Annotated in this window: 15 protein-coding genes and 1 riboswitch; of the genes, 9 read left to right on the forward strand and 6 right to left on the reverse strand. The window is 57.7% G+C overall.

Going from position 1 to position 16,812, the window contains the following annotated elements; translation table 11 throughout:
- Positions 1–67 precede the first annotated feature (67 nt).
- From ftsY to rpoH, 4 genes are all read left to right on the forward strand, one after another.
- Positions 68–1,213 carry a signal recognition particle-docking protein FtsY gene (ftsY, locus tag DXT74_RS00675; protein ID WP_081555061.1) on the forward strand — a complete coding sequence of 382 codons (1,146 nt, stop codon included), beginning with the start codon at positions 68–70 and terminating at the stop codon, positions 1,211–1,213.
- A gap of 60 nt (positions 1,214–1,273) precedes the next feature.
- Positions 1,274–1,927, forward strand: a complete 654-nt coding sequence (ftsE, locus tag DXT74_RS00680; protein ID WP_043592279.1) for a cell division ATP-binding protein FtsE — start codon at positions 1,274–1,276, stop codon at positions 1,925–1,927.
- Positions 1,924–2,832 (forward strand): permease-like cell division protein FtsX, encoded by a 909-nt coding sequence (gene ftsX / locus DXT74_RS00685; protein WP_019102028.1) that lies wholly within the window; start codon positions 1,924–1,926, stop codon positions 2,830–2,832. Before ftsE ends, ftsX begins: the two co-directional genes overlap by 4 nt.
- 185 nt (positions 2,833–3,017) lie before the next feature.
- Positions 3,018–3,881 carry an RNA polymerase sigma factor RpoH gene (rpoH, locus tag DXT74_RS00690; protein ID WP_019102027.1) on the forward strand — a complete coding sequence of 288 codons (864 nt, stop codon included), beginning with the start codon at positions 3,018–3,020 and terminating at the stop codon, positions 3,879–3,881.
- A gap of 71 nt (positions 3,882–3,952) precedes the next feature.
- Here the strand turns inward: rpoH and DXT74_RS00695 are convergent, their stop codons facing one another.
- The 4 genes from DXT74_RS00695 to DXT74_RS00710 all read right to left on the reverse strand — a co-directional run bounded on the left by DXT74_RS00695 (position 3,953) and on the right by DXT74_RS00710 (position 8,554).
- Positions 3,953–5,737: a PglL family O-oligosaccharyltransferase gene (locus DXT74_RS00695; RefSeq protein WP_194427087.1), complete on the reverse strand. Its 1,785-nt coding sequence runs from the start codon at positions 5,735–5,737 to the stop codon at positions 3,953–3,955.
- A gap of 75 nt (positions 5,738–5,812) precedes the next feature.
- Positions 5,813–7,573 carry a PglL family O-oligosaccharyltransferase gene (locus DXT74_RS00700; RefSeq protein ID WP_194427088.1) on the reverse strand — a complete coding sequence of 587 codons (1,761 nt, stop codon included), beginning with the start codon at positions 7,571–7,573 and terminating at the stop codon, positions 5,813–5,815.
- Positions 7,574–7,684: 111 nt separating this feature from the next.
- A complete protein-coding gene (locus DXT74_RS00705; RefSeq protein WP_194427089.1) occupies positions 7,685–8,122 on the reverse strand; it encodes a pilin in 438 nt (145 codons plus the stop codon).
- Between the two features lie 12 nt (positions 8,123–8,134).
- On the reverse strand, positions 8,135–8,554 hold the full coding sequence (locus DXT74_RS00710; protein ID WP_194427090.1) for a pilin: 420 nt from the start codon (positions 8,552–8,554) through the stop codon (positions 8,135–8,137).
- Between the two features lie 196 nt (positions 8,555–8,750).
- Here DXT74_RS00710 and DXT74_RS00715 point away from each other — a divergent pair, with 196 nt between their 5' ends.
- From DXT74_RS00715 to DXT74_RS00730, 4 genes are all read left to right on the forward strand, one after another.
- Positions 8,751–10,103 carry an adenosylmethionine--8-amino-7-oxononanoate transaminase gene (locus DXT74_RS00715; protein ID WP_194427091.1) on the forward strand — a complete coding sequence of 451 codons (1,353 nt, stop codon included), beginning with the start codon at positions 8,751–8,753 and terminating at the stop codon, positions 10,101–10,103.
- Between the two features lie 101 nt (positions 10,104–10,204).
- The gene (locus DXT74_RS00720; RefSeq protein WP_194427092.1) at positions 10,205–11,707 is read left to right on the forward strand and encodes a hypothetical protein; all 1,503 of its coding nucleotides are present in this window, start codon (positions 10,205–10,207) and stop codon (positions 11,705–11,707) included.
- A 199-nt stretch (positions 11,708–11,906) separates the two neighbouring features.
- On the forward strand, positions 11,907–13,025 hold the full coding sequence (proB, locus tag DXT74_RS00725; protein ID WP_019100517.1) for a glutamate 5-kinase: 1,119 nt from the start codon (positions 11,907–11,909) through the stop codon (positions 13,023–13,025).
- A gap of 78 nt (positions 13,026–13,103) precedes the next feature.
- The gene (locus tag DXT74_RS00730; RefSeq protein WP_081555053.1) at positions 13,104–14,177 is read left to right on the forward strand and encodes a PotD/PotF family extracellular solute-binding protein; all 1,074 of its coding nucleotides are present in this window, start codon (positions 13,104–13,106) and stop codon (positions 14,175–14,177) included.
- 47 nt (positions 14,178–14,224) lie between these two features.
- On the opposite strand, the gene DXT74_RS00735 is transcribed toward DXT74_RS00730, so the two are convergent.
- Together DXT74_RS00735 and ruvB are read right to left on the reverse strand one after the other, a co-directional pair.
- Positions 14,225–14,632: a hypothetical protein gene (locus tag DXT74_RS00735; protein ID WP_043641204.1), complete on the reverse strand. Its 408-nt coding sequence runs from the start codon at positions 14,630–14,632 to the stop codon at positions 14,225–14,227.
- Between the two features lie 120 nt (positions 14,633–14,752).
- Positions 14,753–15,787, reverse strand: a complete 1,035-nt coding sequence (gene ruvB / locus DXT74_RS00740) for a Holliday junction branch migration DNA helicase RuvB (RefSeq protein WP_043641201.1) — start codon at positions 15,785–15,787, stop codon at positions 14,753–14,755.
- An 88-nt stretch (positions 15,788–15,875) separates the two neighbouring features.
- Positions 15,876–16,022: riboswitch (FMN riboswitch) on the forward strand.
- A 124-nt stretch (positions 16,023–16,146) separates the two neighbouring features.
- Here ruvB and ribB point away from each other — a divergent pair.
- Positions 16,147–16,806: a 3,4-dihydroxy-2-butanone-4-phosphate synthase gene (gene ribB / locus DXT74_RS00745; RefSeq protein WP_194427093.1), complete on the forward strand. Its 660-nt coding sequence runs from the start codon at positions 16,147–16,149 to the stop codon at positions 16,804–16,806.
- The last annotated feature ends 6 nt before the right edge of the window (positions 16,807–16,812 follow it).

Raw genomic sequence — 16,812 nt, forward strand, 5'->3', positions numbered from 1 at the left:
AATTGGGTACGCATCTCCATTTGAGGATACAATTTAGCCATTTACCGAATTCTGCCGGCCTTAACGCATGTTTAGCTTCTTCAAAAGAAAACCCCAGTCCGAGCCCACGCCCCCGACAACAGTCCAAACGGAGCCTGCGGCCGACGCTCAAACCATCATCCCGCCCGAAGTGGCCGCCCCTGCCATCCAACAACCGGAAACACGCGCGCCCGAGCCGCAGCACTCCTCGGCAGCACCCGCCGAAGCCGTCCCAGCCTCGACGCGCGCCGATACGCCGCCCGAGCCCCCTCAGGTTTCTCTGAAAAAAATGAGCTGGGCGGAACGGCTGAAAGCCGGCCTCTCAAAAACCCGCGACAAGCTGGGGAAATCCCTGGCTGGTCTGTTTGGCGGCGGCAAGATCGACGAAGAGTTGTACGAGGAACTGGAAACCGTTCTGCTCACCGCCGACATGGGGGTGGACGCCACGCAGCACCTGCTCGACGACGTGCGCGAGCGTGTTTCGCTGAAAGGGCTGAAGGATGCTTCTGAACTGAAAGACGCATTGAAAGGGTCGCTCAGCGATTTGATCTCGCCACTGGAAAAACCGCTGGACGTTAACGGCAAGAAACCCTTCGTCATCATGATGGCCGGCGTCAACGGCGCCGGCAAGACTACATCGATAGGCAAGCTGGCCAAGTACTATCAAAGCCAGGGCAAGAGCGTGTTGCTGGCTGCCGGCGACACCTTCCGCGCCGCCGCGCGCGAACAGCTGATGGCCTGGGGCGAGCGCAACAACGTCACCGTGATCGCCCAGCAAGGGGGCGACTCCGCAGCCGTTTGCTACGACGCGATTCAAGCCGCGGTCGCCCGCGGCATCGACATCGTGCTGGCAGATACCGCGGGCCGCCTGCCCACCCAACTGCACCTCATGGAAGAGATCAAGAAGGTGAAGCGGGTAATCCAAAAGGCTTTGCCGGACGCGCCGCATGAAATCATCCTGGTTCTGGACGCCAATATCGGCCAGAACGCCATCACTCAGGTCAAGACTTTTGACGACGCCCTCGGCCTGACCGGGCTAATCTTGAGCAAGCTGGACGGCACCGCCAAGGGCGGCGTAATCGCGGCCATCGCCAAGCAACGCCCCGTTCCGCTGCGCTTTGTCGGCGTGGGCGAAAGCATAGACGACCTGCGGCCGTTCAAGGCCAAGGACTACATCGACGCGCTGTTCGACTGAACGCATCAGCCATTGCAAGCTCTCACTCTTGCCGTCACCAGCTAACGCGGGAACAGAATAATGATCCAGTTCGACCAGGTCACCAAGCGCTACCCAGGTGGCAACGAAGCTCTGAAAAACCTGTCTTTCAACATTGATACCGGTGAGATGGTCTTTCTCGCCGGCCACTCCGGCGCAGGCAAATCCACCTTGCTCAAGCTCATCGCCGGCATAGAGCGCGCCACTGCGGGCGGCGTGGTGGTCAACGGCCAGAATCTGTCCAAGCTGCGCTCCAGCCAGATTCCCTACGTGCGCCAACACATCGGCCTTGTCTTCCAGGATCACAAGATCCTGTTCGATCGCAGTGTGTTCGACAATGTGATGCTGCCCTTGGACATTATCGGCTTTGACCGCCGCGACGCCGCCAAGCGCGTGCGCGCAGCGCTGGACAAGGTTGGTTTGCTCGGCAAGGAAAAGAGCATGCCGATCCGTCTGTCAGGCGGCGAACAACAGCGCCTGTGCATCGCCCGAGCCGTGGTGCACCGCCCCAGCATCCTGCTGGCCGACGAACCCTCGGCCAATCTGGATCGCGCTTATGCGCTGGACATCATGGAATTGTTCAAATCCTTCCATCAGGTGGGCGTCACGGTGCTCATCTCCGCTCACGATGAAACCCTGATGGAAGACTACGGCCGCCGAATCATTCGCCTGCGGGAAGGACAATTTGCCGCATGAAACATTATCTCTATCTGAACTGGCAAAGCGCCAAGCAAGCGCTGATCAAAATTTTGCGCCAACCTTTCGGCAGCTTTTTGACCTTGCTGATGCTGTCGCTGGCGCTGGCCTTGCCGCTCTCGCTTTATTTGACCGTCAGCAGCGTGCAGGACTGGGTGGGCCGCTTGAGCGCCACGCCGCAAATCACCTTGTTCATGGAGCAGTCATCGGAAGAAGCGGATCTCGCCGCGGTCACTTCCACCTTGACCCATCACCCCAAGGTCAAGAGCTACAGCTTCGTCAGCAAGAACAAGGCGCTGGCGGACATGGAGAAACGCAACGGCCTGCCGGGTTTGGCCGATGGCCTGGACAGCAACCCGCTGCCGGACGCCTTCGTCGTCACGCCTAAGGCGCTAGAGCCCCGCGAATTGGAGATGCTGCAAAAGGAACTGTCCGGCCTGCCCATGGTGGAACAAGCGCAGTTCGACGCAGACTGGGCAAAGCGCCTGTACGGCATGGTGGAAATGGGCAAGCATCTGACCTGGTTCATGGGCATCGCCCTGGGACTGGCGCTGGTGCTGGTGACCAATAACGCAATCCGCATGCAGATCCTGGCGCGGCAGGACGAAATCGAGGTCTCTAAATTGATAGGCGCGCCGGACAGTTTCATCCGCCGCCCTTTCATGTACCACGCGATGTGGCAAGGCATCCTGGCTGGCTTGGCCGCTTGGGCGCTGACAGGCTGGTTGACCTCGGTCGCCAACCCGGCGATTCGCGAATTCGCCCAGTTGTACGGCGAACGGGTGGAGCTGCGCAATCTGAGCCCGGTCGAACTGGCCGTCGCCGTCGCCGTCTCCGCCCTACTGGCGATGCTGGGCGCCCGCCTCGCTTCCGACCATCATCTACGCAAGATAGAACCCAAATGACACGCGGCCGCTTGCCAGCGCATGTAAGCGGCGCAACAACTGTTAATCAGAGCAGACAGCGTCGGCGCATCGGCTGCGTTACTATCGAGCCGATAGGAAAAATCATTGACGCTGGAACCTTTCATTGCTAGCACTCTCCATATACGAGTGCTAACATATCACTACCCAAGGAGGTAGTTATACAGATGACCACAACATTTGCTTTGCCCGTCCCGTCCACCAGCGGCAGCCTGGAGCAATACATCCAAGCTGTTAACAGCGTACCCATGCTGACGCCTGAGCAGGAAAACGAGCTTGCAACGCGCTTTCAGGAGCAAAACGACCTGGAAGCCGCGCGCCAGCTGGTGCTCTCGCACCTGCGCGTGGTGGTATCAATTTCCCGCGGCTACTCCGGTTACGGTTTGCCGCAAGCCGACTTGATTCAAGAAGGCAATATTGGCCTGATGAAGGCCGTCAAGCGCTTCGAACCCGATCGCGGCGTGCGCCTGTTCTCTTTTGCCGTGCACTGGATCAAGGCCGAGATTCACGAATTCATCCTGCGCAACTGGCGCTTGGTGCGCATTGCCACCACCAAGCCTCAGCGTAAGTTGTTCTTTAATTTGCGCAGCATGAAGAGCAGTTTCTCCGCGCTGTCGGAAAACGAGGCCCGCCAAATCGCAGCCGATCTAGGCGTCAAGCCGGAAGAAGTCCGCGAAATGGAAACCCGTATGAGCGGCCAGGACGTCGCCTTGCTGGCTGACGACAATGACGACGACGGCTACGCGCCGATCGACTGGCTGGCGGACCATCACAATGAGCCAACCCGCGAGCTTGAACGCCGCGCGTTCGACCATCTGCAGACCGAAGGCCTGCAGCAGGCCTTGGCCACTCTGGACCCGCGCAGCCGCCGCATCGTTGAAGCGCGCTGGCTAGCCGACGACAGCGGCTCCACGCTGCATGAGCTGGCAGCCGAATTCGGCGTATCCGCTGAGCGTATCCGTCAGATTGAGGCCAAGGCACTGGGCAAGATGAAGACCGCGCTCAGTCAGGGCGTGGTGATCGAAGGCTGAACCCTTCCCCGCTCAATAAAAAACCACAGGCCAAGGCCTGTGGTTTTTTTGTGTCCCATCATCGAAGGGGCTTATTCGGGCATGGTCTGGTACTTGGCCGGCAACTTGGCGTAAGCTGCGCGAGCCACCACGCGCAGAGGTTCCCATTCCGCCCTATCGTCATCCAGGGTATTCAGGAACACACCGGCGTAAGTCGGAAAAGAGGCCAGCGTCGTCCGCAGGGTCTGCTCCGCCTTAGCTTGTTTTCCGGCCAACACCTCCAGCTGCGCGCGTTTCAACATCACTTCCGGATAGGGACGGAATGCGGTTAGCCGGTTCTCCAGCGCCAATTTACGCTCTAGTTGCTCCGGCCCAACTTTCAAGTAGTCATCCACGGTGTAAAGCGCGTGGTAGGCGAATAACGGTTTAGTGTCGGCGATCTCGATCAGCCGCTCCATTCTCGCAGCATCGCGCTTGGCATCATTAGTCGGCGTATAAAGACCCACCAGCTCCCAGAACATCGACAGACTACTGATTGACAGCCAACCCACCCAAACCAGCGCCGCGAACAATGGCAGACGCAGCGGCCATGCCAGCTGACGATCACCCCGCGGCGCCATCGCGGCGAAGATCACCAGCATCGCCAGGAAGTAGTAATACCACAGCGGATACTCGAGCATGCTGTGCGTCAGGGTCACTGCCAAGCAGCCCAAGGCCAACACCCCTTCCAGGGTGGCGCGACGACCAAAGAACGGCCACAGCACCCAGACAAAGCCGCCGACGATCAGCAAAGTGGCCACGCCCCCCATCTCGGCCAGCAATTGCAGGATCAGGTTATGGGAGTTGGTGAACAAACCGCTGTTGAAACCGGATGCGGCGAATTGCGGCAGCGGCTGCAAACGCACACTCTCCGCGGCAAACTGCGACCAACCCACCCCCGTCAGCGGATGCGACTGGAAGCTCAGCCATGCTTTATGCATTTCAGCGAAGCGCCGCGACCCCATATCGTCGCCGTTAGCCGCCAAGCGGGCGAGACCGGAAGTGTTTTGCAAGTTTTCATGCGTCAGCCAGGAAATCAACTGATTGAACCAAGGCAGGGCGAACTGCATCGCCAACACTACCAGACAAGACAGCCACATCGCCCACAGCATGCGGCGCGACTCCGCGCTGCCAATGCGCCAATGCCAGAGCGCCGCCAACCCGGACAGGGCCACCAGGTACAACAGAATGGTGCGCGAACCCGCCCACCCCAGCATCAAAGCCAGGCCAAGCACGAGAATAGCCAAGCCCCAGCGTGGCAGCCGGTCAGCCGCATACAAGTACACCCCAGCCACCACCGACCACATCAAATAATGCGCGTATTGATTGCGTTGGCCGATATGACCAAAGATATTGCTGGTGGGGTGAGAGCCATCGTAGAACAAGCCCAGCTCCGCGGCGTAACCCGTCAGCTGAGCCACGCCTATCGCCGCCTGCACCAAACCGCCAATGATCAAGGCCCAAGCCAACCAAACCGCAAATGGCCGCTCCCCCATTTCCTCGCGCAAAGACACGGTGACAGCCACAAGCAAAGCCGCAGCCAGCCAGGCCAAGGCGGTGGCGTAATTCATCCCTGGGAACAGCGCATCCACCCAGAACGGCTGCCCTGCCCAGAGCAGCCCCATGCCCAGACACCACCAGGCGCTGCGCGGCATACGCTGGAACAATCCCCCGCTGGGCAACAGGAAAACCGCCGCCGCCAGCAGCAGCCAGACCACATTGATTTCGCCAAACCACTGCGGCAACGGCACATAGTGAATGCGCGAGGCGAAAGGCAGGATGGTGATGAGGCATAGAGCCAGCATCGCCATGTATGTGGAAAATCTTTGAACGCTCATATTACGGCTGTCGTTTGCTAGATGAAGGACGCAGGATACCGCAAGCACGCGCTCAAACAAACCGTATCCTGGCGGTCAAAACAGTGTTTTGCGCGTCACAGGCGCGGCCACGGTCATCACTGCAGCCAACTGCGCGGCCTGACTGTGAGGAGGATGTTGGGCGTAGGCTCGAGCAGCACCCATCGCCAGCTGTCTCAGAGGGACAACTTGGGGACTATTTTGAGAGGCTAACATACCTACAAAACCATTCACATAGTCTGGATAATTAGCGATTGCCATCTTTAATGATTTATTCGCCCCCGCCTCGTCGCCCTCCAGAGCCTGCAATATCGCCAACTTGAGTAGCACATTAGGGTATGGATGGTAACGGGCCAGCATTTCAAAATGAGCAAGCTTTATATCCAGCTGTTCGCTTGTAGGCACCATATAATTAGCTAACGCCATATCCACATCTCTTGCCCAGAATGGATTCCTTCCTATATTTGACAGCGCCTCCAATCGAACAATATTATCTTTTTCATTTAATGATGGAGCACTATATTGAACAATCGTCCAAAAGGAATTTAATCCCACTAAAAAATATAGTAAAGAACTCACTCCAAAGAAAAACGACAATCCTTTCACGAACCTAGGACGAAGCGAAACACTCCATTCACAACCTTTCACCAAAGCGCAAATCAAAATAAACATGATCAAAAATGGCATATACCACATGGGATACTCAAACATGCTATGCACTAAAATCACCACAAAAACACAACACAACCACAGACTTTCTTTATCCTTCTTCACCTTCTTCAACAATCTAAAAAGCAGATAACATAAACCCAACGCTACAGGAACAGTCCCGAACAAACCGGTCTCAGCTAGCAATTGGAAAAACAGGTTATGACTATGAGTAAACAGCCAGCTCTCCGGTTGTTTAGGCAAACCGGAAAGCCATTCCATCTTTACCGTCTCTGCAGCAAACCCTCCCCATCCAACACCAAACCAGGGATGCTCCATAAAAACCAGCCACGCCTTGGTCCACTCAATCCGTCTCCGTGCCCCCAAGCCACCATCCATAATACGATCTGAGCCGCTAACAACATTAACAGGTAGGCCTATTTTACTTAGTAGCAGCATAATCTCGCTATTCCAGAGTTGAAAGCAAAACATCAATAGCGCTGCCCCCACTACAGCCCAAGCAAACGATTTTACCTCACTGCGTCCTTTTTCATCATACGCCAAGCTTCGATACCAATACCAGACCAACAATAACGCCAAAAGCATATAAGCCAAGGGCAAACGAGCCCCAGACCAAGAAATCGTCAAAATGACTGGCAGCAAAAAAAACAACACAAATCTGTATCGCAGATTACCTGTCGCATACAAATAACAGACTGACAGAACCCCCCAAAAAAGAAAATTTGCATATTGATTTCGCTGAGCAATATTCCCAACCACATCCAAGGATGTTGGACTATAAACAATGAGTCCATAAAAATACTGCCCCATCCTTAACACCTGAAAAATACCGATAAAGGACTGCAGCAATGCGAACACAACAACAATCGTAGCCAGCATTGAAATCAAAGAATTAACATCAGGCGGCCTTAAGCAACTACGCAGCAGGAGGACAAACAAGGCTAAGCCGACAAAAACAATGGCAAGTTGGCTATAGAAAGATGATTGCAACATCACCATAGCAAAAATTAACAAAACCAATTCAAGCCAAGAAACAACCACTTTATCAAAATCAAAAAAACAAAAGCAGAGCATGGCCATACCAAGCAATGCAAATGCAGAAGCATCAGACACCCAGTCAGGCAGCGGAACATAACGCAACCAACTCATAAATGGCATCGATACCGCCAATGCAATCAAAAAAATGAAATCAACCTTATATTATTTTTCATAACAAAAAGGGTGCCGACTGGCACCCTCCTTATGCAAGATTTTTCAATATCAGTTGCCGGCACGGCAGTTAGCGGGTAGCCATTGAGGATTGAGTCCAGTAGTCCCCGAAGCTCCACATGTCCAGGCAATCGATCCACCCGATGCAGTAGGGGTTAGTGTCAATTGATTCTTGCTAGTATCAATCAATGTGGAGCTATAGGTAACTGTAATAACACCGTTTGTACCAACCTGCACACTAGTTACCGAGTTGCCACTAATTGATGCCTGCAAACCAGCAGAGGTGTTATTTGAGGGGAATGACCCGTTTGAAGCATAATACTCAGCAACAGCTGTTTTGGCAGCAGAGGCCAAACTTAAGCCTTCAGAAACCCTGGCCCGCTTTGTGTAATCCTGATACGCGGGAATGGCAATTGCGGCCAGAATACCAATGATAGCTACCACTATCATCAGTTCGATAAGAGTAAAACCTTGTTGGGATTTTTGCATTACATGCTCCATTTAATGACAAGACGAAGGCACATATTGAGCATAAGCCGCACCGGTTGAGCACGACCAAGCAACAGTACCACCACTAGCTACAGGGGTAAAGACCACAGTCAAACCAGAGACCACACTGCTATTAAACAACACGGTCACAGTACTGACTCCACTACTAACTCCAACCTGTACATTACTGACATAGTTTCCTGCCAAAGTATTCGGCAAGCCCGCGCTAGCATTAGTGCTTGGCCAAGTATTGCCAGCCAGATAGTATTCTGAGACCGAGGTTTTGGCCTGATCCGCATAGGTCAAGCCTTCCGCCACTTTGGCTCGAATCACATAGTTCTGGTACGCTGGAATCGCAATCGCTGCCAAAATGCCGATAATAGCGACAACAATCATTAGTTCAATCAAGGTAAAACCAGCCTCCTTCCTCATCACTCGACTCCAGGGCTTGTTTTATAGAGAGCGGCTCATGCAGAAAGTATGCCAGCCCCTTCTCCACTCTCTTTCCTACTAATTCCGCTAGCCATAAATAGCGCAGCAGGTAGGAATGTGACGTTTTTGGGCAGTCCGCAGCCTCCCCTCTCCCTGTGATAGCATCAAACTCTTAATTTGAATACATAGAACAGTGATGAGCGATAACCAAATCTGGCTGCAGCGCAGCTTCAACACCGTCTGGCACCCTTGTACACAGATGAAGCGTCACGAGGCTTTGCCCATCGTCCCTATCGCCAGCGCGGACGGCGTATGGTTGAGCGACTTCGACGGCAAGCGCTATCTGGACGGGGTCAGTTCCTGGTGGGTCAATTTATTTGGCCATGGTCATCCGCGTATCAAACAGGCGATCAAGCATCAGCTCGACACGCTGGAGCACGTGATGCTGGCTGGTTTTACGCATCAGCCCGTAGTGGAGTTGTCGGAGCGTCTGGCCAAGCTCAGCGGCTTGGCCCATGTGTTTTATGGGTCCGACGGCGCGAGCGCCACGGAAATTGCGCTCAAGATGAGCTTTCACTATTGGCGCAACCAAGGGCAAGCGGGCAAAACCCGCTTTATCAGCCTGGAAAACAGTTATCACGGTGAAACCGTGGGCGCCCTGGCCGTCACCGACGTTCCCTTGTTTTCCAGCACCTACGCCGGCTTGCTGAGGCCAGGCCTGCGCGCACCGTCACCTGATGCTCGCCTCGCACTGCCTGGCGAAAGCGCTGCTGATGTCGCACACAGGGCGGCCCAGGCGCTGGAAAACCAGCTCTCCAAGCACGCGGGAGAAGTCGCCGCGGTCATCGTGGAGCCATTGGTGCAAGGCGCGGCCGGGATGGCGATGTACGACCCACTCTATCTGAGCGAGCTACGCCGACTGTGCGACCAATACCAAGTACACTTGATCGCAGATGAAATCGCCGTCGGCTTTGGCCGGACCGGCAGCCTGTTCGCCTACCAGCAAGCCGACATCATGCCGGACTTCCTCTGTCTGTCCAAAGGCATCACCGGCGGTTTCCTGCCGCTTTCCTGCGTGTTGACCAGCAGCCCGATTTATCAGGCCTTCTACCACGATGATGTCACTCGCGGTTTCTTGCATTCACACAGCTATACCGGCAATGCGCTGGCATGCGCCGCGGCGCTGTCGGTTCTGGATATCTTCGCGGAGGAGGATGTCCTGGCCGTTAATGCCGCTAAAGCCCAGCGTTTCAATACGATGATGGCGGGCTTGCAAGCTCGCCCGGACGTCAGGAACTTCCGCCACAAGGGCATGATCTGGGCTTTCGAGGTCGACACTTCCCGCGCCGACTTCGCCCAAGCCTGTTTTGCCGCGATGCTGCGCCGTAGTTGCCTGTTGCGCCCCATCGGCAACACCGTGTATTTCATGCCCCCCTATACGATCACCGATGAGGAGATGGCCTTTCTGATCGCCGCCACCGAAGCCACTCTGGAGGAACTGGCGCGCGCATCCAACACCGCCGACGGCCAAAGCATCGCTTTGCCGTGATCCGCCTTGCCATGGCGGGGTGAGTGCCCATAGCATGGAAACGGCACAATTTACATTGTGAATCGCCTTGCATGCCGCCGCCCACCCTGCCAGAACAAACTATGGATCCTCTGCTGATAGATACTCAACCGGATAGTGTGGCGGCATGGCTGGAGCGGCTGCCTTTCACCGATCTGCCCGAATGCGGACGCTTATTGAGCCAGTCCATGCAAAACCTGTCCCGAGTTCCACTGGACAGCCATTTGCGCCACAAGCTCCTGAAGTTGTACCTGAAAGCGGTGGATCGCTATTACCCGCTGCTGGAAAACGAGATTCGCCAGCACGACAGTTTAGGGACGCCAAAGGTACGCCAGCTGGCCTTGCTGAGCGTCGAGCTGTTCGCTCTGATTTTCATCACTTTCAAACAGACTCTGCACGACCGCCTTGCCAAACGCGGTCTGCTTGATCGCGAGCACCCTAAAATCGAGCTGATGGCCTACACCATGATGGCGGCGCGCCAGCTACTGAGCATCAGCCAGCAATGCTATAGCCCGATCACCCCGGACTTTTGGTACGACTGCCACCAGCTGCATGTCTTCGCCAGCGGCCACGGCTGGCAAGACAAAGGTCTGGCCAACGATGACTCCATCCATACCATCTACTTGCAGATTCTATTGATGGGGCTGACCCCCAGTAACCGCCTCGCCCCCACCGAGCAAGCCTTATCGCGACAGCTGATCTTCGATCTAGCAGCCAAGGCCCAACTGATTCCGGTGGAGGCCTTGACCCAGCCAGTGCATGGCTATCTGGTGGATCAACAAATCGACTCTCCGCCGCGCTTTCTGCCGATTTCCGCAAGCAAATTGGGCCCCGGCTGCTTTCTGCTAGACCTGGAGCCGCTCAGAGACATCCTGGAAAAAAGCAGAGAAGCACTGCAAAAAGCGCAGAACAATCGCCAGCAAGGCCTGATGGTAGACGAATTGCAGTTGCTATCCTTGCTGGTGGAAGAATGGCATCAGCCCAAACGTCGCCGTCATCCGCGGCTCAAGACTCAAACCATCATCGAAATCGTCGCGGCACTGCCTGGCATCTGGTTCCACCGCAACGATCTGAGCTGGCAGTTGCCCGGCATCTCCACTGAAGAGGACACGCCTCGCCACCGGCCGCCGCCGCCACCCTGCTTGCTGGCCATATCCAATCAGAGCGATACCGGCTTGCTACTGCACGGCCAACCGCGAGATCAATCCCTACGAGCAGGGGAACTGCTGCTGGTCACCCCGCCAAATCAGCCGGAGAACGCTAAGCTCGGCATCGCCCGCTGGGTTGCGCTTCGCGCGGATGGGCGGGAAATCGAATGCGGGGTGGAGTTTATCGGCGGGCCGCCCCAGCCCGCGCTGGCCATGCCCAGCATTACGCATCCCGGCGATCACTTTCAGTTCGCCTTGCTGCTGGCCACGCCAGCGGGAATGCCCAGACTGCTGTTGATGGCTGGACGCCCGTATAGCCAGTTACGCGAATTCCGCCTACATGATGGTGAAGGGGAAAGCCTGATCCGGGTATCGCGTTTGCACACGCAGACTCCGCTATTCCAAATCATGGAATACCGCGATAGCGAGCATTTCTGACTCAGATCAAGCTTTTATCTTGCCGCGGATCCTGCCGAATTGCGCGGCCCGCATCAAAGCCCGTGTAATCAACAGGCTGCCGACACCATGATGGCGCCGCTTTGCCCCCATCGGATCTCCGCCCCGCCGGAGACGGTCCGACATGCTCTTTTTCGGGTAAACTCCCCCGCATCTATCGTTTTGACTCATGGAGTTTTGGATGCGCTCGGTTATTCACGCCGCGGACCGGATTGTGGTCAAAGTCGGCTCCAGTCTCGTCACCAATGACGGCAAGGGCCTGGATATGGCGGCGCTCAATCGCTGGGCGGCGGAAATAGCCGAATTGAAACGGCGCGGCAAACAGGTGGTGCTGGTTTCCAGCGGCGCGATTGCCGAAGGCTGCCAACGACTGGGCTGGACCGTGCGCCCCAAGGGCGTGCATGAATTGCAGGCCGCCGCCGCAGTGGGCCAGATGGGCCTGTGCCAGGCGTATGAAACCGCCTTTCGCGGCTTTGGCTTGCAGACCGCGCAAATCCTGCTGACCCATGAGGACTTGGCTGACCGCACCCGCTATCTGAACGCCCGCTCCACATTGACGAGCCTGTTGAACCTGAACGCGGTGCCCATCATCAATGAAAACGACACCGTGGTCACCGATGAAATTCGCTTCGGCGACAACGACACCCTGGGCGCGCTGGTCACCAATCTGATCGAGGCCGACGCGCTGATCATTCTCACTGATCAGCAAGGCCTGTACAGCGCGGACCCTCGCAAACACCCCGACGCGGAATTCATCCATGAAGCCATTGCCGGCGAGCCACGTTTGGAAGAAATGGCCGGCGGCGCCGGCTCCAGCGTGGGCACCGGCGGCATGATCACCAAGATTCTCGCCGCCAAGCGCGCGGCGCGCAGCGGCGCGGCCACGGTGATCGCCTGCGGCCGCGAGCATCAGGTGCTGTCGCGCTTGGCGGACGGCGAGGGCATCGGCACCCAGTTGCTGCCGCCCACCAACCGCATGGCGGCGCGCAAGCAATGGTTGGCCGATCATTTGAAACTATCCGGACGCCTGGTTCTGGACGCCGGCGCGGCGCAAGCGGTGCGGGAGCGCGGCACCAGCTTGTTGCCCATCGGCGTTTGCGCGGTGGAAGGCGATTTTCTCCGCGGCGAGGCGGTGGCCTGCGTCGATCAAGAAGGCAAGGAAGTCGCGCGCGGCCTGGTCAACTACAGCTCCAGCGAAGCGCGCACCATCATGCAGAAGCCCACCCGGGAGATTGAAGCCGCACTCGGCTATATGATCGAACCGGAACTGATCCATCGCGACAATATGGTCGCTTTATAACGAATGCGGCAGCGCCTCTACGCCTCCGCTACGTCTTCGTTTTTCCATTCCATTCTTTGAACTAAAGGATTCACGCGTATGAAAAAGCTGGCCCTTTCGGCGCTTCTGGCTCTGACCTGGGGCTCGGCAATGGCCGAGGACGTACTCCATATCTATAACTGGAACAACGCCTTATCCGCAGACACCGCCAAGCGTTTTGAACAATCGTGCAAATGCCGGCTGGTGCAGGACTATTACGGGGACAACGAGGAGATGCTGGCCAAGCTGGCCGCAGGCGCCAAAGGCTACGATATGGTCTTCCCCACCGCCTTCGCCGTCAGCACTCTGATCAAGCAGGGCAAAACCCAGCCGCTGAACAAGGCGCAATTGCCCAACTGGAAGAACCTCAATTCAGGCTACCTGAAGCTGAACGCGCCGTTCGATGCCGGCAACAAGGTGGCAGCGCCCACCGTGGTGTCGCTGACCTTGCTCGGCTACAACGAAACCCAGTTGCAAAAAGCCGGCGTGTTGCCGCAGGCCAACAGCTGGGCCTTGATCTTCGATCCGGCGGTGCTGGCAAAAATCAAGGGCCGGGTCACCGTACTGGACTCGCAGCGCGAGCTGATGTCCGCCGCCCTGCTCTATCTGGGCAAGGATGCCAATTCCACCCATCCCGCCGATTGGAAAGCCGCTGCCGAAGTGATCCGCAAGGCCAAGCCCTACTGGGCCGCCTTCAACAACCAGAGCTACATCAAGGAACTGACCGTAGGCAATATCTGGGTGGCCCACGGCTATTCCAACGATTTGTTCCAAGCGCAACAGGACGCGCAGCACGCCAAACGACCGTTCAAACTGGGCTACCAGCCACAGAAGGAAGGCAATATCCTGGCGGTGGACAATATGGTGATTCTGAAGGATGCTCCGCGGCCGGACTTAGCGCACCGCTTCATCAACTTCATGCTGGATGGCAAGAACGCCGCCGAAATCTCCAACCAGATCGGCGCGACCAACCCGGTCAAAGCGGCCGAGGCTTTCTTCAAACCGCAGATCAAGGCCAATCCGGTGATCATGCTGGAGCCGGCCAAGGGCAAGTACGTGGCGCTGAAAGATCTGGACGTGAAATCCCGCCGCGATTTGAACCGCCTGTGGTCGCAGATCAAGATCGGCCGCTGAGCCTGGCCCCGTTTCAACGAAAAATCCCGACCATGGTCGGGATTTTTTCATTCTTCGGGAGGCCGCTCGCCTTTGCGCATCTCCACCGCCTTCATGATCACATAGGCCAGCATTGCGCACAGGAAGAACAACAACATAACCCAAGCAATCGAGCGCAGCGTATCGATGAAAGTGTTGAACAGCTCCAGCAGCCATCGTTCGCCGGTCAGCTCCATCACGGTGCTGCCCTTGCCCGCGGCCGGCGGCAAGTACTTCTCCAGCGACCACTGCCGCACCCCGCCGGAAACACCGGTGACCACGATGGCGAAGAAGATGTACTTGCGCCAGGCGTCCGTCAAATCACGCCCCAGGACCCGCGCTAGAATCTTGTTGACCGCCGGATCGAAAAACCGCGCGGTGAATATCGAAGTGGCGATCGCCACCGCCAAGGTCAGGCCGAACAAAGCGTAAAACATAATCATCCCCCGCCGCAGCGGAATGCGTGAAAGTCAGAATTGTACGCCTGCGCGCTGGCGCAGGCGATCAGCGGATGGCCATGCGGATGCTCGCAAGCGACAAGGCCGGGGCTCTGCGCGTCAATCTCTCAACGGCAAGCCAAAGTGCTGATAAGCCAGCGCCGTCGCCATCCGACCGCGCGGGGTGCGCTGCAGATAGCCTTGCTGGATCAGGAAGGGTTCGATCACGTCCTCGATGGTGTCGGTGGACTCGCCGATGGCTGCCGCGACGTTGTCCAAGCCCACCGGCCCGCCGGAAAACTTCTCCAAAATGGCTTGCAACAGCTTGCGGTCCATCACGTCCAGGCCGGCCGGGTCCACGTCCAGCATCGCCAGCGCGGCGTCCGCCACCTGGGAGCTGACCACGCCGTCGGCCCGGACTTCGGCGTAATCACGCACCCGGCGCAGCAGCCGGTTGGCGATGCGCGGCGTGCCGCGGCTGCGGCGCGCCACTTCAAACGCGCCGTCGTCGGCCAATTTGACGTTCAACAAGCCAGCGGAACGGTTGACGATGCGGGTCAGTTCCTCCGCGTTGTAAAACTCCAGCCGCGCGACGATGCCAAAGCGGTCGCGCAGCGGATTGGTGAGCATGCCGGCACGAGTGGTGGCGCCCACCAGAGTAAACGGCGGCAGATCGATCTTGACTGAACGCGCCGCTGGCCCCTCGCCTATCATGATGTCGATCTGATAATCCTCCAAGGCCGGATAAAGGATTTCCTCCACCACGGGGCTCAGCCGGTGAATCTCATCGATGAACAGCACATCGTGCGGTTCCAGATTAGTCAGCAGCGCGGCCAAATCCCCGGCCCGCTCCAACACGGGTCCGGAGGTCTGCCGCAGATTGACGCCCATTTCGCGGGCCACGATATGCGCCAAGGTAGTCTTGCCCAGCCCAGGCGGGCCGAACAGCAGCACGTGGTCCAGCGCTTCGCTGCGGCGCTTGGCCGCCTCGATGAAGATTTCCAGCTGTTCGCGCGCCTTTTTCTGGCCAACGTACTCGTCCAACAGTTTGGGCCGTAAAGCGCGCTCCAGCGCCTCCTCCTGGCTGGACAGGCTTTGCTGGGTGACGATGCGAGGCTCGGGCGCGCCGCCGTACAGGTTGTCGGTTTCAATCATGGTGTCAGCCGCCGGCCAAAAAAACGAATGCCCAATCTTACCACCGCGCTATAATCGCCGCTGGCCCGCCCATCGCGGCGAGCCAACGCAACGTCTTCAGGGCGGGGTGCAATTCCCCACCGGCGGTATGATCGCAAGATCGAGCCCGCGAGCGCTTCCGCTTCCCGGCGGAAGGTCAGCAGATCTGGTGACAGGCCAGAGCCGACGGTAATAGTCCGGATGAGAGAAGACAACATAGCCGCCTGCCGCGCTACGCGCGCCCGCGGCGTGTTCGCTGCGCGCCTGCGCGCGCGGGTTGGCTTGCGCCGGCCCTTTCACGCCCTGGAACCTGTTTCTCAAACGACCCGAGGACCGTTTCCATGAGTATCGCCACACATCCCGACACCTTGTCCCAACGCGTCGAAACGGCGCTGAACGCCTTGCGCCGCGGCTTGCCTGTCATCGTTCCAGACGACCACGACCGCGAAGACGAAGCCGACCTGATTCTAGCCGCTGATACGCTGAGCGAAACCGAGATGGCGCGTCTGATCCGCGATTGCAGCGGCATCGTCTGTCTGTGCCTGACCGCCGAACACGCCGCACGGCTGCAATTGCCTCCGATGACCCAACGCAACGGCAGCCGCTACGGCACCGCCTTCACCGTCAGCATCGAAGCCGCGCAGGGCGTATCCACCGGCGTATCCGCCGCCGACCGGGTGCGTACTATTCAGGCAGCCGTCCACCCGCAAGCGCAGGCAGGGGACGTGGTCAGTCCCGGCCATGTCTTTCCGCTGGTGGCTGCAGAAGGCGGCGTGCAGAGCCGCCGCGGCCACACCGAGGCCGCTGTGGAGCTGGCGCGGCTGGCCGGCTTCCAACCCGCCGGCGTGTTGTGCGAGCTGATGAACCCGGACGGCAGCATGATGCGCGGCCCGCAAATCGCGGATTACGCGCGGCGGCACGCGCTGCCCATTTTGAGCGTGGCTGAGCTGGCCGAATGGATTTCCACACAGAACTTAGCCGCCTCCCCGCTGTCTGCTTGATCTTTG

The organism is Chromobacterium sp. Rain0013 (genome assembly GCF_015291765.1).
Lineage (GTDB): Bacteria > Pseudomonadota > Gammaproteobacteria > Burkholderiales > Chromobacteriaceae > Chromobacterium > Chromobacterium haemolyticum.

Coding starts and splice junctions, on each gene's coding strand:
- DXT74_RS00710 (WP_194427090.1), bottom strand. CDS start 8,554: ATGAGGAAGGAGGCTGGTTTTACCTTGATTGAACTAATGATTGTTGTC.
- DXT74_RS00730 (WP_081555053.1), top strand. CDS start 13,104: ATGAAAAAGCTGGCCCTTTCGGCGCTTCTGGCTCTGACCTGGGGCTCG.
- ftsY (WP_081555061.1), top strand. CDS start 68: ATGTTTAGCTTCTTCAAAAGAAAACCCCAGTCCGAGCCCACGCCCCCG.
- DXT74_RS00695 (WP_194427087.1), bottom strand. CDS start 5,737: ATGAGCGTTCAAAGATTTTCCACATACATGGCGATGCTGGCTCTATGC.
- DXT74_RS00720 (WP_194427092.1), top strand. CDS start 10,205: ATGGATCCTCTGCTGATAGATACTCAACCGGATAGTGTGGCGGCATGG.
- rpoH (WP_019102027.1), top strand. CDS start 3,018: ATGACCACAACATTTGCTTTGCCCGTCCCGTCCACCAGCGGCAGCCTG.
- DXT74_RS00700 (WP_194427088.1), bottom strand. CDS start 7,573: ATGAGTTGGTTGCGTTATGTTCCGCTGCCTGACTGGGTGTCTGATGCT.
- ribB (WP_194427093.1), top strand. CDS start 16,147: ATGAGTATCGCCACACATCCCGACACCTTGTCCCAACGCGTCGAAACG.
- ftsX (WP_019102028.1), top strand. CDS start 1,924: ATGAAACATTATCTCTATCTGAACTGGCAAAGCGCCAAGCAAGCGCTG.
- proB (WP_019100517.1), top strand. CDS start 11,907: ATGCGCTCGGTTATTCACGCCGCGGACCGGATTGTGGTCAAAGTCGGC.
- DXT74_RS00715 (WP_194427091.1), top strand. CDS start 8,751: ATGAGCGATAACCAAATCTGGCTGCAGCGCAGCTTCAACACCGTCTGG.
- DXT74_RS00735 (WP_043641204.1), bottom strand. CDS start 14,632: ATGTTTTACGCTTTGTTCGGCCTGACCTTGGCGGTGGCGATCGCCACT.
- ftsE (WP_043592279.1), top strand. CDS start 1,274: ATGATCCAGTTCGACCAGGTCACCAAGCGCTACCCAGGTGGCAACGAA.
- ruvB (WP_043641201.1), bottom strand. CDS start 15,787: ATGATTGAAACCGACAACCTGTACGGCGGCGCGCCCGAGCCTCGCATC.
- DXT74_RS00705 (WP_194427089.1), bottom strand. CDS start 8,122: ATGCAAAAATCCCAACAAGGTTTTACTCTTATCGAACTGATGATAGTG.